We start from the raw sequence: 14,265 nt of genomic DNA, 5'->3' as shown, positions 1-14,265 counted from the left end.
AGGGAGGAGGTAGCAGGCTGGCTGAGCGGAGTTCCAATGCTCTGCTACCGCGCCGACCATCCGCTCGAGCTGCAATTGCGCCAGCAGGCGGCGTGGGATCCGCTGCTCGACTGGGCGCGCACCCGCTATGGCGTCGACCCGGTCACCACCACCGGCGTGATGCACCGCCCGCAGTCGTCCGACACGATCGCCAAGCTTGCCGAAGCGGTCGCCGTGCGCTCGCCGTTCGAGCTCGCGGCGCTGTCCCCGCTGGTCACCGTCACCGGCTCGCTGATCGCCGCACTGGCGCTGCTCGAGGGCGCCGCGACGCCCGAGGACATCTGGTCCGCCGCCAATCTCGACGAGGACTGGCAGGCCGAGCATTGGGGCGAGGACGAGCTCGCGCGGAAAGCCCGCGCCGCGCGCCGCGCCGATTTCGACGCGGGCGCGCGGTTCCTGTCCTTACTCTAGCGGCGCTTCGATCGGCGCCGTAGCCGCGACCACCGGCTTGGGCAGCAGCCACGCGATCACCGCGCCGGCCGCCAGCCATCCGGCGACCTCGCTGATCCACAGATAGACGAAATAGCCCCACGGCGCGTGGTTGAAGATCGGCTGGCCGAGCTGGCTGTAGGCGGTGATCGCGACCGCGAACAGGCCGACGATCGTCAGCCGCCCGCCGAAGCTCATCCCCACCGTCACCCGCGCCAGCGCGAACGCCAGCACCAGCGCGCAAACCACCGACAGCACGAGCCCGGCGATCAGCGCCGCGGTGTCGGGCAGCGCGAAGCCGTGCGCGTTGAACAGCACCATTGCCACCGGCCCCTGGCCGTACATCTGCGTGCCCGACGGGGTACCCGGCCACGGGATCGGATAGGCGCCGCTTCCCGTCGGTCCGAGATGCTGCGCGAGCGCCGCCTGCACCGATGCGCTCGCGGCGTCGCCGGTACTGGTCACCGCGAGCAGGCTCAGCGGCGTGCCCCAGAAGATGAAGCCGATGATCCACATGGCGACCCCGCCCAGCAGGCCGCCCAATACTGCCCTTGGCATGTTGCATCTCCCCTTGTTCAGGGGCGCAGGCTAGGCCCGATCGACATCTAGTTCAAACCCTCCCCCGCCAGGGGAGGTGGCACGCGAAGCGTGACGGAGGGGGAGGACTCCTAACATCCGTTGGCCTCCGTCCCCTCCGCCAGCCTGCGGCCGATACCCCCTGTCGCGGGAGGATTTGGCCGATCAACGCGTCGCCAGCCCCATTTCGACAGCTTCTTCCTGGCGCTCGCGGATGAAGCCGATCAGGCCGGGCTTGCGCGAGCGCTTCTCGCGCTCGGCCTGCAGGATGGTGCGGACCTTCTCGAAGCAGACATCGAGGTCGTCATTGACCACGACATAGTCATAGCCGTCCCAGTGGCTGAGCTCCCGCTCGGCGCGCTTCATGCGATACTGGATCACGTCCTCGCTGTCGGTGTTGCGGTCGCGCAGGCGCTTCTCGAGCTCGGTGAGCGAGGGCGGCACGATGAACACGCGCACCACGTCGCCGCCCTCGAGCTGGAACAGCTGCTGCGCGCCCTGCCAGTCGACGTCGAACAGCACGTCCTGCCCCTCGGCCAGCATCTTCTTCACCGGCGCGCGCGGCGTACCGTAACGATAGTTGAAGACGTGCGCCCATTCGAGGAACTCGTGCCGCGCGGCCATTTCCTTGAAGGTCTCGGTGGAGACGAAATGATATTCGCGCCCGTCCTGCTCGCCCTCCCGGATCGGCCGCGTGGTCGCGGAGACGGAGACGCCCATGCCGGGCTCGGCCTCGAGCAACTTGCGCGCGATGGTCGACTTGCCCGCGCCGGAGGGCGAGGACAGCACGAACAGCACGCCCCTGCGGTCGAATTCGAACTTGGATTCGCGATGCGCCATGCCCGCCATTGGCGCGGGCATGGCGGGTCCGTCAAGCTATGGCGTCAGCCACGCCGCGACGCCTTGCGCCGGTCATAGACCTTCTTGGCGACATAGGCGCCACCCAGCGCCAGCCCAATCGGCCCGAGCCGCTTCATCGCGCCCGCCGCCAACCAGCCCAACGCCGCACCCTTGGCGCCGCCCTCGCCGTCGCGCCGATCGATCTCGCGTCCGACGAGCGCACCGATAACCTTGCCGATCATTTTGATTCCTTTGCCTTTGTTCGGCCTATCAACTGAGGGTTCTCGCGCGAGTTCCATGACGCGTGGTGACTGAGACGGGATCGTCATAATCCTCCCCCGCCAGGGGGAGGTGGCAGGCGCAGCCTGACGGAGGGGGGCGGACAGCGACCAGCGAGCGGCAGGAGTCCTCCCCTCCGACGCCTTCGGCGCCACCTCCCCCTGGCGGGGGAGGATTGATTGTCGATCCGTCCTATCGCCCCACCATCGTCTCGGGCCGCACCACGCGGTCGAAGGTCGCTTCATCGACCAGCCCCAGCCTGAGTCCCGCCTCGCGCAGCGTCAGCCCCTCGGCATGCGCGACCTTGGCGATCTTCGCGGCGTTGTCGTAGCCGATCTCGGGCGCGAGCGCCGTCACCAGCATCAGCGATCGCTCGACCAGTTCGGCGATCTGCCGTTCGTTCGCCTCGATCCCGTCGACGCAGCGCGCGGCGAAGCTCGTCATACCGACACCGAGCAGGTGGATCGAGCGCAGTACATTGGCGCCGATCAGGGGCATGAACACGTTGAGTTCGAAATGCCCCTGCATGCCGCCGACCGTCACCGCCTGGTGGTTCCCGATCACCTGCGCCGCGACCATCGTCAGCGATTCGCACTGAGTCGGGTTGACCTTGCCAGGCATGATCGAGCTGCCCGGCTCGTTCGCCGGCAGCGACAGCTCCCCCAAGCCCGAGCGCGGTCCAGAGCCGAGCAGGCGGATGTCGTTGGCGATCTTGTTCAGCGCCACGGCCAGCGTGTTGAGCGCGCCGGAGAAGAAAACCAGCCCGTCCTTCGCGGCAAGCTGCTCGAACTTGTTGGGCGCGCTTTCGAACGCGCTGCCGGTGATCTCGCTGATCGCCGCGACCATGTCGTCCGCCCAGCCCTCGGGCGCGTTGAGCCCCGTGCCGACGGCGGTGCCGCCGATCGCCAGCTTGCGGATATCGCCGTTCAGCGCCCCCTCGATCCGCGCCCGGCAGCTCACCAACTGCGCGGCATAGCCTGAGACTTCCTGCCCCAGCGTCAGCGGCGTCGCGTCCTGCGTATGGGTACGGCCGATCTTGACGATATGATCCCATGCCTTCGCCTTGGCGGCGAGCGCGTCGGTGAGGATCTGCAAGGCGGGCAGCAGCACGTCGCGTGTTGCCAGCGCCGTCGCGACGTGGAGCGCGGTCGGGAAGCTGTCGTTGGACGACTGGCTCATGTTGACATGGTCGTTGGGGTGGACCGGCGTCTTGCCGCCGCGCATGCCCGCGAGCTTCTCGTTGGCGTAGCCGGCGATCACCTCGTTGACGTTCATGTTGGTCTGCGTGCCGGAGCCGGTCTGCCAGATGACGAGCGGAAACTGGTCGTCGAGCCGGCCAGAGACGATCACCTGGGCCGCATCCTCGATCGCCGCGACGATCTCGGGCTGGAGTCCATGCTTCGCGTTCACTCGCGCCGCGGCCTGCTTCACGATCGCCTGCGCATGGACGATCTCGAGCGGCATGCGCTCGCGCGCGCCGAACGGAAAATTCTCGATGCTGCGCTGGGTCTGGGCGCCCCAATAGGCGTCCGCCGGCACCTCGATCGCGCCGATCGAGTCGGTTTCGGTGCGGGTCTGCGTCACATGCTGCTCCTCGTCATCCCAGCGAAAGCTGGGATCTCAGGCGGCAAGCGCAACCCTTGCGGCGCAAGACCCCAGCTTTCGCTGGGGTGACGGCGCGCTATTTCTTCCGCTTGAAGTCCACCGCCACGACGTTCGACCCGTCCTCGACCGGCGTCACGCTGGGACCGTCATTCTCGGCCTCCTCGTGCGGTTCGGGGCCGTCGGGGTCCTCGGCCGCCTGGAAGCGCAGCTCGAAATTGACGGCCGGGTCGTGGAATCCGGTGATCGCGGCGAAGGGAATCACCAGCGTCGAGGGAATCTGGTTGAAGCTCAGGCCGACCGAGAAGCGCTCGTCGTCGACCTTCAGGTCCCAGAAGCGATGCTGCAGGACGATCGTCATCTCGTCCGGAAAGCGCTCGATCAGCCGGTCGGGGATGTCCACGCCGGGCGCGCGGGTCTTGAAGGTGATGTAGAAATGATGCGCTCCGGGGAGCGCGCCGGTCGCCGCGACCTGGTCGAGCACGCGGCCGACCACGGCGCGCAGGGCCTCCTGCACGATCTCGTCATAGGGAATCAGGCTGTCGGGCACGCTACCACTCATAGGACCACTGCCTACAGGCCTCGGCGCACCGGTCAAGATGAAGTGGGGACCGGCATAGCTGCGCCATCATTGCATGACCCCGCCACGGCGCTATGGAGCGGCCATGCGCACCGCGACGATCAGCCGCAAGACCAGCGAGACCTCGGTCGACGTCACCGTCAACCTTGACGGCACCGGCAGCTATGCGATCTCGACCGGGATCGGCTTCTTCGATCACATGCTCGAGCAGCTCTCGCGCCATTCGCTGATCGATCTCGAGGTCAGGACCGTGGGCGACCTCCACATCGACCAGCACCATACGGTCGAGGACACCGGGCTCGCGATCGGCGCCGCGATCGCCGAGGCGCTGGGCGACAAGCGCGGCATCCGCCGCTACGCCGACGCGCTCTCGCCGATGGACGAGACGCTGACTCGCGTCGCGATCGACATCTCGGGCCGCCCCTTCCTGGTGTGGAAGACCGAGTTCAGCCAGAAGCGCCTCGGCGAGATGGACACCGAGATGTTCGAGCACTGGTTCCACAGCTTCGCCCAGACCGCGGGCGTGACGCTGCACGTCGAGACGCTCTACGGCCAGAACAACCACCATATCGCCGAAGCCGCGTTCAAGGGCCTCGCCCGCGCGCTGCGCCAGGCGGTCGAGATCGATCCGCGCAAGGCCGACGCGATTCCCTCGACCAAGGGCACACTGTGACTCTCGCATGGCCGGCACGCCGCCGGAAAAGCGGTTGATATGTTGGATTTCATTTGCTTGCATCGCTCGACGCCTTCGTTCGCCCGCCTCTTCCCGGGATGCCGACCGGGCAAAGGGCAAGTCGGCGGCGCGATAGTGTCAACTGAGTGCAAACTTCCGGGCGATGGCGGATGACCGTCGCGCTGATCGATTACGGCGCCGGCAACCTCCATTCGGTCCACAATGCGCTGAAGGCGGCGGGCGCGGCGGACGTCGCGGTCACCGCCGATCCGGAGGTGGTGGCGAAGGCGGATCGCATCGTCCTGCCCGGCGTCGGTGCGTTCGGCGCCTGCGCGTCGGGCCTGCGCGCGATCTCCGGCATGGTCGAGGCGCTCGACCAGCGCGTGATCGCGGACGGCATGCCGTTCCTCGGCGTCTGCGTCGGCATGCAGCTGCTGGCAAAGACGGGCGAGGAACTCGGCACGCATCCGGGGCTCGGCTGGCTCGACGGCACGGTCCGCCAGCTTCCGGCGAACGGCGTGCGCGTGCCGCATATGGGATGGAACGACGTCGTTCCCCTGGCGCCGCACCCGCTGATCCAGCCGGGCGAGGCCTATTTCCTCCACAGCTTCGCCTATGCGGGCGAGGCGGTGCTCGCGACCACAACGCATGGCGGGCCGGTCACCGCCGCGATCGGCCGCGACAATTTCGCCGGGGTGCAGTTCCACCCCGAAAAGAGCCAGCGCTACGGCCTGGCGCTGCTCGAACGGTTTCTGAGGTGGCGCCCGTGATAAGGAATTTGACGTGATCGTCTTCCCCGCCATCGACCTGAAAGCCGGTCAGGTCGTCCGCCTCGCCGAGGGCGATATGACGCGCGCCACCGTCTATGGCGAGAATCCCGCCGCGCAGGCCGAGGCCTTCGCCAAGGCGGGTGCGACTCACCTCCATGTCGTCGATCTCGACGGGGCGTTCGCTGGCGAATCGATCAATGGCGGCGCGGTCGCCGCAATCGTCGCGAGGTTTCCCGGCAAGGTTCAGCTCGGCGGCGGCATCCGCAACCGCGCGTCGGTCGAGCGCTGGCTCGACATCGGCGTCGAGCGGGTGGTGATCGGCACCGCCGCGCTCGAGGATCCCGACTTCGTGCGCGAGGCCGCCGCCGCGCATCCCGGCCGAATCGTCGTCGCGGTCGACGCGCGCGACGGCTTCGTCGCGACCAAGGGCTGGGCCGACGTCTCCACCGTGTCGGTCGCCGAGCTCGGCCACCGCTTCGAGGATGCCGGCGTCGCCGCCCTGCTGTTCACCGATGTCGGCCGCGACGGGCTGCTCAAGGGCTGCAACGTCGAGGCCACCGTCGCGCTCGCCGCCGAGGTGCCGATCCCCGTCATCGCCAGCGGCGGCGTCGCGGACATCGCCGACATCCATGCGCTCGTCGGCAAGCCCGGAATCGAAGGCGTCATCACCGGCCGCGCGCTCTATGACGGCCGCCTCGACCTCGCCGAGGCGCTCAAGGCCGCAGCATGACCGTCCGCGCGCGCGTCATCCCGTGTCTCGACGTCGCCGACGGCCGCGTCGTCAAGGGGGTGAACTTCGTCGACCTGCGCGACGCCGGCGACCCGGTCGAGCAGGCGCGCGCCTATGACGCGGCCGGCGCCGACGAGCTCTGCTTCCTCGACATCACCGCCAGCCACGAGGCGCGCGGGACGATCATCGACGTCGTCCGCCGCACCGCCGAGGTCTGCTTCATGCCGCTCACCGTGGGCGGCGGCGTGCGCTCCGCCGAGGACGCCCGCGCGCTGCTCCTTGCCGGTGCCGACAAGGTTGCCGTCAACTCCGCCGCCGTCTCGCGGCCCGAAGTCGTAAGCGAGATCGCGGACCGCTTCGGCAGCCAGTGCGTCGTCGCCTCGGTCGATGCACGCCAGGTCGAGCCGGGCCGCTGGGAGGTGTTCACCCATGGCGGACGCAAGCCGACGGGGATCGATGCGGTCGCGCACGCACTCAATCTCGCGAGACTCGGCGCGGGCGAGCTGCTGCTCACCTCGATGGACCGCGACGGCACGCGCGACGGCTACGACCTCGAGCTGATCCGCACGATCGCCGACCGGGTGACCGTCCCCGTCGTCGCCTCGGGCGGGGTCGGCAATCTCGATCACCTCGTCGCCGGCATCCGCGACGGACATGCCAGCGCGGTGCTCGCCGCCTCGATCTTCCATTTCGGCGAGGCGAGCATCGCCGACGCCCATGCCGCGCTCGCCGCGGCGGGAATCCCGGTGCGCAGCGTCGGTTAACTTGACAGTTACCATGCCGGGCAGCGGCACGTTAACCATGTGTTGCCGCGGATTCGCGCTGCCTGCCGCTTCTGGCCGCCATCTTGCTGCCGTTCTCCCCGTCACTGGAACAGGGAGAGTGCCATGACCGTCACCATTCGCCTCGCCATCCTCGCGGCAGCCGTCGCGCTGCCCGCTGCCCCGGCCTTCGCCATGGACACGCCGCCCGCCTCGTCGCCGGGCGGCAGCTCGTCGGGCGGTGCCTCGAGCTCCGGCGGCGCACCGAGTTCATCGAGCGGCGGCAGCCCGTCCTCGATCCCCGAGCCGGCCGCGCTCGGCCTGTTCGCGCTCGGCATCGCCGGTGCCGCGCTCATCCGCCGCAGCCGACGCAAGCCCGACTGAGAGCTTCACCTTTTGGCAGGGACGCTGGCCTATGCTCGACGCATGATCCGCGCCCTGCCCATGCTGCTGCTCGCCGCCGCGCCCGCTTTCGCCGCGCATGGCGGCGAGATCACGCGCCGTTCGATGCCCGAGCTGTCCGATCTCGCGCTCGCCGCGATGGCCGCGGGCGGGATCTGGCTCGCCCAGCGCGCGATGCGCCGCCGCAAGCGCCAGCCCAAGGATTGACACCGCCGGCCGCCTGCCCGACTGCGCGGGCATGGCCGCCGACATCCTCGACACGCTGGAACAGGTGATCCGCGAACGCCGCCACGGCGATCCGGCCACTTCCTATGTCGCCAAGCTCACCGCCAGGGGCCGCGCCAAGATCGCGCAGAAGCTCGGCGAGGAAGCGGTCGAGGCCGCGATCGCCGCGGTGCAGGACGATCGCGAAGGCCTCACCGGCGAGGCCGCCGACCTGCTCTTCCACCTCCTCGTGCTGCTCGCCGATGCAGGGCTTTCGCTCGACGACGTCCGCGCCGAGCTCGCCCGCCGCGAGGGCATTTCCGGAATCGACGAGAAGGCCAGCCGCCCAGCAGGAGCCTAGAACATGCCGATTGACGCGACTCAGCCGTACGACGACCAGAACATCTTCGCGAAGATCCTCCGCGACGAAATCCCCTCGAAACGCGTCTATGAGGACGATTATGCCGTCGCGTTCCACGACATCAACCCGCTCGCGCCCACCCATCTGCTGGTGATCCCGCGCGGCCCCTATGTCTCGTGGGACGATTTCTCGGCGCGCGCCTCGGATGCCGAGATCGCGGGCTTCGTCCGCGCGGTCGGGATCGTCGCGCGCGAAGCCGGCGCGGTCGAGCCCGGCTACCGCCTGCTCGCCAATGTCGGCGTCAATTCCGGGCAGGAGGTGCCGCACCTCCATGTCCACGTCTTCGCCGGCAAGCCGCTGGGTCCAATGTTGGCGCGATGAACCGCACTTTTGGGGGATTGCGCGCACCCGATTTGCGTTTAGGCTCCCGGGCTTTCGCATCCGCGGCGATGGCAACGGCCACGCTGCCAAGGGGGATTGGATTGCTGCATGATTTTCGGGCGCGTTAAGCCACTCGACGCCATTCTGGCGACCGCGGAGAAGAAATCGCTCCACCGGTCGCTCGGCGCCTTCCAGCTAACCATGCTGGGCATCGGCGCCGTGATCGGTACCGGCATCTTCGTGCTGACCGCCGAAGCCGCGCAAAAGGCGGGGCCGGCGATGATGCTGAGCTTCGTCATCGCGGGCGTGGTCTGCGCCTTCGCCGCGCTGTGCTATGCCGAGATGGCGGCGATGGTGCCGGTCTCGGGCTCGGCCTACACCTATAGCTATGCCGTGATGGGCGAGCTCATCGCGTGGATGGTCGGCTGGGCGCTGATCCTCGAATATGCCGTCGCCGCGGGCGCGGTATCGGTCGGCTGGTCGGGCTATGTCGTCGGCCTGCTCGAGCATACCCTCGCCATCGACATACCCGACAGCCTCGTCACCGGTCCGTTCGACGGCGGCATGATCAACCTGCCCGCGATGCTCATCGCCGGCCTGGTCACCTGGCTGCTGGTGATCGGCACCAAGGAGAGCGCGACGATCAACTCGATCCTCGTCGTGATCAAGGTGACGGCGCTGACCGCGTTCATCCTGCTCGCGGTGCCGGTGATGAACATGGAGCAGTTCTCGCCCTTCGCGCCAACCGGCTTCATCGGCGTGTCGATGGCCGCGGCGTCGATCTTCTTCGCCTATGTCGGCTTCGACGCGGTCTCGACCGCGGCCGAGGAGACCAAGAATCCGCAGCGCAACATGCCGATCGGCCTGATCGGCAGCCTCACCATCTGCACCGTCTTCTACCTGCTCGTCGCCGCCGGCGTGATCGGCGCCCCGGGCCTCAGCACCCAGCCGGTGCTCGGCGCCGCGGGCGCCGTGCTCGAGCCGGGCAGCCGCGAGCTCGCCGCGCAGTGCGCCGCGCGCGCCGCCGAGGGCATGAAGGACGTGGTCTGCTCGAAGGAAGCGCTGGCGTTCACGCTGCGCGAGATCGGCTGGCCGCAGATCGGCAACCTGCTCGGCCTCGCCGCCGGCCTGGCGCTGCCTTCGGTCATCCTGATGATGATGTTCGGCCAGACCCGCATCTTCTTCGTGATGAGCCGCGACGGCCTGCTCCCCGCCGCCTTTTCGAAGATCCACCCGAAGTTTAACACGCCGCACGTCATCACGATCATCACCGGCGTCGCGGTGGCGCTGTTCGCGGCGTTCTTCCCGGTGGGGCAGCTCGCCAACATCTCCAACTCGGGCACATTGTTCGCCTTCGCAGCGGTGTCGATCGCGGTGCTGGTGATCCGCCGCACCGATCCGACCCGTCACCGGCCGTTCCGCACGCCGCTGGTGTGGCTGACGGCGCCGATCGCGATCCTGGGCTGCGTCTATCTGTTCATCAGCCTCGATCACAAGAGCATCATCCTGTTCCTGATCTGGGCGGCGATCGGCTTCCTCGTCTATTTCGGCTACAGCCGCTCGCGCAGCCATGTCGGCCGCGGCATCATCGATGTGCCCGAGCACGAGGCGTATGAGGAACTGGATCCGCCGGTGCCCGGCACGCGCTGACCGGCGCGCGATCCGCAAACACAAGGGCCGGGGCTTTCCCGGCCCTTTTTCCTTTCCTTTGGCTTCGACCGTCAGAAAATCTTCTGGTCGAGCGGTTCGATCCGCAGCGTCACCACGTCGATTCCGGGCGGACGGGTCGCCGCGAACAGGATCGCCTCGGCGACCTCCTCCGGCGGCAGCAGCTTGTGCGCGGTCATCAGTCGCTGTCGCTCTTCGGGAGTGAAGGGCTGCATCGCCGAGGCGATCGCGCCGGGCTCGATCAGGGTCAGCCGGATTCCGTCGGGGATGAGTTCCTTGCGCAGCGTCTCGGCGAAGCTGGCGACGCCGCCCTTGGCAGCGTTGTACACGCTTTCGCCGACCGCCTTGATGTGCACGCTGATCGAGCCGACCAGGATCACCATCGCCTCGCGGTTGCCGCTCGCGCGCATCCGTTCGGTCGCTTCCTTGGCGCAGGCGACATAGCTCACCAGATTGCTGTCGATCACATAGCGCCAGCCGGCATCGTCCATCTCGGACAAGGGGCCCGAACCGACTCCGGCGCAAGCGACGAGGACATCGAGCCCGCCGAGCCACGCATCGACGCGCTCGAACAGGCGCGCTAGGCCCGGGGCGCTCGACAGGTCGGCGGTCACCGTCTCGACCCGCTCCTGCTGCTCCGGCGAAAAAACCTCCACCAGCGATCGCAGGCCAAGCTCCTCGCGATCGGTGAGCAGCACGCGCGCGCCCGCTGCGAGCATCCGTTCGGCCACCGCGCGGCCCACGCCGCCGGCACCCCCCGTGATCAGAACCCGCTTGTTCACCAGTTGCGATGCGCCGTTCGCCATGCCTCGTCTCCTAGACGCGGCTCAACGTGCGGTGCCGGCGCCGGTTGCGGCGCTAGCCGAGCTTTTCCGCGGCCAGCGCCTTGAGATCGACCTCGGCGCGCGCGCCATAGTGGCTGATGATCTCGGCCGCGCACACCGCGCCGAGCTTGAGCGACTTCTCCAGGCTCCAGCCCTGCGCCTGGCCGTGCAGGAAGCCCGCCGCGAACAGGTCGCCCGCCCCGGTGGTGTCGACCACCTTGTCGATCGGCTCCGCCGCCACTTCGGCGCGCGCGCCATTGGAGATCGCGATCGCGCCCTTCTCGCTGCGCGTCACGACGAGGACCGGCACCTGCGCCGCGATCCTGGCGATCGCCTCCTCGCAGCCCTCGACCTCGGCCAGTGCCAGCAGCTCATTCTCGTTGGCGAACAGGATGTCGATCAGCCCCTCGGCGATCAGCGCGCGGAAATCGCCACCATGGCGCGAGATGCAGAACACGTCGGACAGGGTGAAGGCGACCTTGCGCCCCGCGCCGCGCGCGATGTCGATCGCGGCGCGCATCGCCTGGCGCGGTTCCTCGGGATCCCACAGATAGCCTTCGAGATAGAGGATCGCGCCGCCCGCGATGAGGTCGCGGTCGAGCGCCTTCTCGGGCAGGAACTGCGACGCGCCGAGGAAGGTGTTCATCGTACGCTGCCCGTCGGGCGTCACGAAGATCAGGCAGCGCGCGGTCGAGGGCGGGCCGGCGCGCGCCGCCGTGTCGAAATCCACGCCGCTGGCGCGCAGGTCGTGCGCGAACACCTGGCCGAGCTGGTCGTCGGCGACCTGGCCGATGAACGCGCAGCGGCTGCCGAGCGCCGCCATTCCCGCCACGGTGTTGCCGGCCGAGCCGCCCGACACCTCGCGTCCCGGGCCCATCTTCGCGTAAAGCGCGTCGGCATCGTCGGGCGAGAAGATCAGCTGCATCGATCCCTTGGCGACGCCGATCTCGTCGATGAAGCTGTCCTCGGCCGAGGCGAGGACGTCGACGATGGCGTTGCCGATGGCGACGACGTCATGGGCGGGTGCGGTCACATTGGTCTCCGGAGAAGGTTTTCGCGCGCCTAGTGGACGCGGCCCTGCTGCGCAACTGCGTTGACTTGTCCGCCCCTCGCGCTCCATCCATGCCCGCGATGCTCGAGGCCTTCCTTCTCTCGATCCGCCAGCTCGGCGACAGGCGGATCCTCGCCGTGTTCGTCAAATCGATGCTGCTGACGCTGACGATCTTCGCCGCGCTCGGCACCGCCTTGTGGTTCGGGGTCGACGCGCTCGTCGAACATTATTTCGACGCGAGCGACAGCATCGCCAGCCTGATCGCCGCCGCCGCGCTGCTGCTCGCCGCCCTCGGCGCATGGCTGCTGTTCCGCGCGATCGCCGTCGCGGTGATCAGCGTGTTCGCCGACGAGGTCGTCCACGCGGTCGAGGCGAAGCACTATCCCGCGCAATTCGCCGCCGCGCGCGACTTGAGCTTCGCGCGCTCGCTCGGCATGGGGCTGCGCTCGGCCGGCCGTGCGCTGCTGGTGAATCTCTTGCTCGCCCCGCTCTACATCGTCCTGCTCGTCACCGGCGTCGGCACCGCGCTGGCCTTCTTCCTCGTCAATTCGTGGCTGCTCGGCCGCGATCTCGGCGACATGGTCGCGGTGCGCCATATGCCCGCCGCCGATCTGACGCGCTGGCGCGGTGCGACGCGGCTCTCGCGCTTCACGCTGGGTGCAGCGGGCACCGCGCTATTCTTCGTGCCGTTCGTCAATTTCGCCGCGCCCGTCGTCGGCGCGGCGATGGCGACGCACATGTTCCACCGGAGGCCCGCCAAGTGAGAGTTCCAATCGCCGCCGCCCTGCTGACCCTGCTCGCGGGTTGCGGCGGCGCCACCGCCCCGCCTCCGGTCGTTCGCGCCGCGCCGATCCCCGTGCCGCAGCCCGGCATGGCCGCGCTCACCACGGTGATGGGAGCGAGCGCCAATGCCCTGATCGCCCAGTTCGGCCGCCCCCAGCTCGACGTGACCGAGGGCGCGGCGCGCAAACTCCAGTTCGGCGGCCCGATCTGCGTGCTCGATGCCTATCTCTACCCGCCCAAATCGGGTCGCGGCGATGCCACCGTCACCTTTGCCGAGACCCGTCAGCGCGACGGCAAGCCGATCGACCAGTCGAGCTGTGCCGCCGCGCTCAGGGCGAGCCGCGCGGGGAAGTAAGCCGCCGCCGCGCCCATCCGGCCGCTTCGCGCACCACCGGGTCGGGATCGTCGAGCAGCGCCTCGACCGCCGGCAGCAGTGCCATATCGCCGCTGTTCCCCGCCGCGATCAGGCAGTTGCGCATCATCCGGTCGCGCCCGATACGCTTGATCGGCGATCCGGAGAAGACTTGGCGGAACCCCGCGTCGTCGAGTGCGAGCAGATCCTTGAGCTCCGGCGCGGTGAGCTCGGCGCGCGGCGCGAAGGCGAGGTTCGCCCCGGCTGCCGCCGCGAACTTGTTCCACGGGCACACCGCCAGGCAATCGTCGCAGCCATAGATGCGGTTGCCGATCCCTTCGCGGAATTCCTCGGGAATCGGCCCCTTGAGCTCGATCGTCAGGTACGAGATGCAGCGCCGCGCATCGAGCTGATAGGGCGCAGGAAAGGCGTCGGTCGGACACGCCCTCCGGCACGCATCGCACGACCCGCACCCGCCGCCGCTCGGGCCGTCGGGTTCCAGCTCCAGCGTCGTGTAGATCGCGCCGAGGAACAGCCAACTGCCATGGTCGCGACTCACCAGATTGGTGTGCTTGCCCTGCCAGCCCAGCCCGGCCGCCTCTGCCAGCGGCTTCTCCATCACCGGCGCGGTGTCGACGAACACCTTGAGCTCGCACCCCGCCTCCTGCGCCAGCCAGCGCCCTAGCGCCTTGAGCGCCTTCTTCATCACGTCGTGATAGTCGGAGCCCCGCGCATAGACCGAGATCCGGCCGCGCTCTCCTGCACCGGCCAGCGCCAACGGATCGTTCGCGGGGGCGTAGCTCATGCCGAGCGAGATCACGCTGCGCACCTCGGGCCACAGCCCCGCCGGGCTCTCGCGGTGGTGCGCGCGCTCGGCCATCCAGATCATGTCGCCGTGCCGCCCCTCGGCGAGCCATTCGTGCAGCCGCCTGCCCGCCAGCGGCGCGGCGTCGGCGCGCG

At 68.7% G+C, this 14,265-nt stretch carries 19 protein-coding genes and 1 pseudogene; 12 read left to right on the top strand and 8 right to left on the bottom strand.

Annotated elements, in window-relative coordinates; genetic code table 11:
• Positions 1 to 450 (top strand): annotated as a pseudogene (locus tag ABDV68_RS13475) (ATPase); the annotation flags it as partial.
• Here the strand turns inward: ABDV68_RS13475 and ABDV68_RS13470 are convergent.
• The 5 genes from ABDV68_RS13470 to ABDV68_RS13450 form a co-directional block, all read right to left on the bottom strand.
• Entirely contained in the window at positions 442 to 1,026 is a 585-nt protein-coding gene (locus ABDV68_RS13470) for a hypothetical protein (RefSeq protein ID WP_343520546.1), read from the bottom strand. The pseudogene ABDV68_RS13475 and the gene ABDV68_RS13470 sit on opposite strands and share 9 nt — an antisense overlap.
• 183 nt (positions 1,027 to 1,209) lie before the next feature.
• Positions 1,210 to 1,905, bottom strand: a complete 696-nt coding sequence (gene gmk, locus ABDV68_RS13465) for a guanylate kinase (RefSeq protein WP_343520545.1) — start codon at positions 1,903 to 1,905, stop codon at positions 1,210 to 1,212.
• Positions 1,906 to 1,928: 23 nt separating this feature from the next.
• Positions 1,929 to 2,126, bottom strand: coding sequence for a hypothetical protein (locus tag ABDV68_RS13460; protein ID WP_343520544.1), 198 nt, complete (start codon positions 2,124 to 2,126; stop codon positions 1,929 to 1,931).
• A gap of 229 nt (positions 2,127 to 2,355) precedes the next feature.
• Positions 2,356 to 3,747, bottom strand: a complete 1,392-nt coding sequence (gene fumC / locus ABDV68_RS13455) for a class II fumarate hydratase (RefSeq protein ID WP_343520543.1) — start codon at positions 3,745 to 3,747, stop codon at positions 2,356 to 2,358.
• Between the two features lie 97 nt (positions 3,748 to 3,844).
• Entirely contained in the window at positions 3,845 to 4,327 is a 483-nt protein-coding gene (locus tag ABDV68_RS13450) for a ClpXP protease specificity-enhancing factor SspB (RefSeq protein ID WP_343520542.1), read from the bottom strand.
• Between the two features lie 103 nt (positions 4,328 to 4,430).
• On the opposite strand from ABDV68_RS13450, the gene hisB reads away from it, so the two are divergent.
• The 9 genes from hisB to ABDV68_RS13405 all read left to right on the top strand — a co-directional run bounded on the left by hisB (position 4,431) and on the right by ABDV68_RS13405 (position 10,277).
• Positions 4,431 to 5,018, top strand: a complete 588-nt coding sequence (gene hisB / locus ABDV68_RS13445; RefSeq protein WP_343520540.1) for an imidazoleglycerol-phosphate dehydratase HisB — start codon at positions 4,431 to 4,433, stop codon at positions 5,016 to 5,018.
• Between the two features lie 170 nt (positions 5,019 to 5,188).
• A complete protein-coding gene (hisH, locus tag ABDV68_RS13440) occupies positions 5,189 to 5,788 on the top strand; it encodes an imidazole glycerol phosphate synthase subunit HisH (RefSeq protein ID WP_343520538.1) in 600 nt (199 codons plus the stop codon).
• Between the two features lie 13 nt (positions 5,789 to 5,801).
• The gene (hisA, locus tag ABDV68_RS13435) at positions 5,802 to 6,518 is read left to right on the top strand and encodes a 1-(5-phosphoribosyl)-5-[(5-phosphoribosylamino)methylideneamino]imidazole-4-carboxamide isomerase (RefSeq protein WP_343520536.1); all 717 of its coding nucleotides are present in this window, start codon (positions 5,802 to 5,804) and stop codon (positions 6,516 to 6,518) included.
• Positions 6,515 to 7,282: an imidazole glycerol phosphate synthase subunit HisF gene (hisF, locus tag ABDV68_RS13430; RefSeq protein WP_343520535.1), complete on the top strand. Its 768-nt coding sequence runs from the start codon at positions 6,515 to 6,517 to the stop codon at positions 7,280 to 7,282. The genes hisA and hisF overlap by 4 nt, the downstream gene beginning before the upstream one ends.
• 123 nt (positions 7,283 to 7,405) lie before the next feature.
• Positions 7,406 to 7,663, top strand: coding sequence for a PEP-CTERM sorting domain-containing protein (locus ABDV68_RS13425; protein WP_343520534.1), 258 nt, complete (start codon positions 7,406 to 7,408; stop codon positions 7,661 to 7,663).
• A gap of 42 nt (positions 7,664 to 7,705) precedes the next feature.
• The gene (locus ABDV68_RS13420) at positions 7,706 to 7,888 is read left to right on the top strand and encodes a hypothetical protein (RefSeq protein WP_343520533.1); all 183 of its coding nucleotides are present in this window, start codon (positions 7,706 to 7,708) and stop codon (positions 7,886 to 7,888) included.
• 31 nt (positions 7,889 to 7,919) lie between these two features.
• Positions 7,920 to 8,246 (top strand): phosphoribosyl-ATP diphosphatase, encoded by a 327-nt coding sequence (locus ABDV68_RS13415; RefSeq protein ID WP_343520532.1) that lies wholly within the window; start codon positions 7,920 to 7,922, stop codon positions 8,244 to 8,246.
• Between the two features lie 3 nt (positions 8,247 to 8,249).
• The gene (locus ABDV68_RS13410; RefSeq protein ID WP_343520531.1) at positions 8,250 to 8,627 is read left to right on the top strand and encodes a histidine triad nucleotide-binding protein; all 378 of its coding nucleotides are present in this window, start codon (positions 8,250 to 8,252) and stop codon (positions 8,625 to 8,627) included.
• 108 nt (positions 8,628 to 8,735) lie between these two features.
• A complete protein-coding gene (locus ABDV68_RS13405) occupies positions 8,736 to 10,277 on the top strand; it encodes an amino acid permease (RefSeq protein ID WP_343520530.1) in 1,542 nt (513 codons plus the stop codon).
• Between the two features lie 71 nt (positions 10,278 to 10,348).
• Here the strand turns inward: ABDV68_RS13405 and ABDV68_RS13400 are convergent, their stop codons facing one another.
• Both ABDV68_RS13400 and ABDV68_RS13395 read right to left on the bottom strand, forming a co-directional pair.
• Entirely contained in the window at positions 10,349 to 11,101 is a 753-nt protein-coding gene (locus ABDV68_RS13400) for an SDR family oxidoreductase (protein WP_343520529.1), read from the bottom strand.
• Between the two features lie 52 nt (positions 11,102 to 11,153).
• Positions 11,154 to 12,152: an adenosine kinase gene (locus ABDV68_RS13395; protein WP_343520527.1), complete on the bottom strand. Its 999-nt coding sequence runs from the start codon at positions 12,150 to 12,152 to the stop codon at positions 11,154 to 11,156.
• Positions 12,153 to 12,250: 98 nt separating this feature from the next.
• Between ABDV68_RS13395 and ABDV68_RS13390 the strand changes: the two genes are divergently transcribed.
• Positions 12,251 to 12,934 carry an EI24 domain-containing protein gene (locus tag ABDV68_RS13390; protein ID WP_343520526.1) on the top strand — a complete coding sequence of 228 codons (684 nt, stop codon included), beginning with the start codon at positions 12,251 to 12,253 and terminating at the stop codon, positions 12,932 to 12,934.
• The gene (locus ABDV68_RS13385; protein ID WP_343520525.1) at positions 12,931 to 13,308 is read left to right on the top strand and encodes a hypothetical protein; all 378 of its coding nucleotides are present in this window, start codon (positions 12,931 to 12,933) and stop codon (positions 13,306 to 13,308) included. The genes ABDV68_RS13390 and ABDV68_RS13385 overlap by 4 nt, the downstream gene beginning before the upstream one ends.
• Here the strand turns inward: ABDV68_RS13385 and queG are convergent.
• A partial coding sequence (gene queG, locus ABDV68_RS13380; RefSeq protein ID WP_343520524.1) for a tRNA epoxyqueuosine(34) reductase QueG occupies positions 13,283 to 14,265 on the bottom strand: 983 nt, incomplete at its 5' end. The two genes, ABDV68_RS13385 and queG, sit on opposite strands and share 26 nt — an antisense overlap.

Source organism: Sphingomonas sp. (genome assembly GCF_039595165.1).
Lineage (GTDB): Bacteria > Pseudomonadota > Alphaproteobacteria > Sphingomonadales > Sphingomonadaceae > Sphingomonas.
This window is presented reverse-complemented; position numbering and strand designations above follow the sequence as displayed.